This window comes from Terriglobus sp. YAF25 (genome assembly GCF_052113305.1).
Taxonomy (GTDB): domain Bacteria; phylum Acidobacteriota; class Terriglobia; order Terriglobales; family Acidobacteriaceae; genus Terriglobus.
The window spans coordinates 1-2,127 of the sequence record NZ_JBFRCY010000758.1; the positions used below are offsets into that span (position 1 = coordinate 1).

The 2,127-nt window shown below is 59.3% G+C and carries 1 protein-coding gene and 1 pseudogene; both read left to right on the forward strand.

The features are described 5' to 3' along the window. Window positions 1-1,097: pseudogene (locus AB4043_RS23365) on the forward strand (hypothetical protein); the annotation flags it as partial. Between the two features lie 10 nt (window positions 1,098-1,107). Further along, window positions 1,108-2,127 (forward strand): glycoside hydrolase family 95 protein (locus tag AB4043_RS23370; RefSeq protein WP_442308246.1); only part of this gene is annotated, 1,020 nt, incomplete at its 3' end.

Below are 2,127 nucleotides of genomic sequence, written 5' to 3' on the forward strand. Positions count from 1 at the left end.
GCCACTATCCGGAGGTCATCCTGCTCACGGCTCACTACCCCGATACAGAGAAGACCGCGAAGAAAGAGTTCCCCATCTCCACTACGGCGATCGACGCCCTACGCGGATTTCTGGATGCCACGGGCTGGACCTGTATCTATGGCCTCAACATGGCACAAGGCAGCGTTGAAAATGCAGTCGCCGAGGCCGCCTATGTGCAAAAGACACTCGGGGCAAAACTCATCTGCTTCCAGCTCGGCAATGAGCCTGACTCATGGCGAACCCGCTACCGCCCCGCAACCTGGGGACCCGTTGATTTTCTGGAAGAGTGGAAACGGTTTCGCGAGGCCCTTGTCTCAAAGATTCTGGGATTAAAGCTCGCCGGACCGGATATCTCCAACAAGCTCCCTTACCTCACCGCTTTCGCGGAAGAGATGCAGCGCGGCCACTATCCGGAGGTCATCCTGCTCACGGCTCACTACTACGCGATGGGTCCAGCTCGAAGCGAAGGCGCCACGCTCGATCAACTCATGTCGCCCACTCCAAAGCAGCGGACCGGGGACGTGAATAAGATCATGGCCGCGGTGAAGCCGACCGCGCTTCCCTTCCGCATGGCGGAGGGCAACTCCTGTTGGGATGGCGGCAAGCTCGGAGTCAGCGACACCCTGGCTTCAGCCCTCTGGTGCGGAGACTTCATGCTGCAGTGGGCGCAGGCCGGATGCGTTGGCGTCAATATGCATGGCGGCGGCGATGGTAACTACACTCCGATCGCCGGTGGGCTGGTCAAACCGTTGACCCGGCGTCCCGAATTCTATGGCATGTTGCTGGCCCAAAGGTTTGTCGATGCAACTCTCATCCCCTGCACACTCACCTGCGACAGCGACCGTATCACCGCCTATGCGGCGAAAGATGCACGCGGAGAATCGAGGCTCGCTCTCTTTAATAAGACCGCAGATCCCCTTCGTATTCACACGGAGAGTCCCTGGAACAGGGGCATGCTGCTGACCGGTCTCGGATTCGAAAGCAAAGAAGGAATCACACTACACCCCATGCACATGGGGAAAACCTCTACCCTCGATCTGCCTGCGCATAGTGCGGGCTTCGTGTGGAAACGATAAGGAGATATCAATGCACCTCTCACGCCGCAGCTTTCTGCGTGACTCCGTCCTGGCCGGTGTCGCCGCCACTTCCAGGCGAGGCAACGCCATCGCGACCTCTCAGCCAGAACCCCGCTATCGCCTCTGGTTTAACCATCCTGCCGGGGAGTGGCGCGATGCCTTCCCTGTAGGCAATGGGCGCCTTGGCGCCATGGTCTTTGGGGAGCCTGTTCAAGAGCGTATTCAGCTCAACGAAGAGACCATCTGGGTCGGCGAGAAGCGCGATCGCGTCAATCCCAATGCAGCCGAAGGCGTTCGCCGTGTTCGCGAGCTGCTCTTCGAAGGCAAGGTGAAAGAGGCGGAGGCGTTGGCGATGAAGGATGTCATCGCCGTTCCGACACGGATGCCTTACTACCAGACTCTCGGCGATCTGCATCTGAACTTCGACGGCATTACTGACACTTCGAAGTATCGTCATGAGCTAGATCTCGACTCCGCCATCGTGACCACGCGGTTTGTCAGCAACGGAGTCACCTTTGTCCGTGAGGTCTTCTCGTCTGCTCCGGACCAGGTCATCGTCGTTCATCTCACGGCCAGCGCTCCTGGAAAGCTCTCCTTCACCGCGACACTCGACCGTCCGGCAAATGCAACCACTGAGGTCGTAGGCAGTAAGCGGCTGGTTATGACCGGACAGGCGCTACCGGTGAAGCCGACCACCGACCCAGCAACCCAGGAACGTCAAGCCGGTGTCCGCTTCCGTTCCGAAATGGTGGTCCTGAATCACGGAGGCCGTATCTCCGCAGCAGAAAACACTCTCAAGGTTGAAGGTGCCACCGAGGTAACACTGCTTCTGTGCGCCGCAACCGAGATCAGAACGCAGGATATGGAGGGGGCCTGCCGCCGCTATCTCACCGTAGCCTCCGCTCCCTTTGCCGAGATCAAGCGCAGACACATCGCCGACTATCGGCAGTTCTTCCGCCGCGCGGACCTGACGCTCCTGAATACACCCGATCCCAATGCAGCCATACCGACCGATGAACGCCTGAAGCGC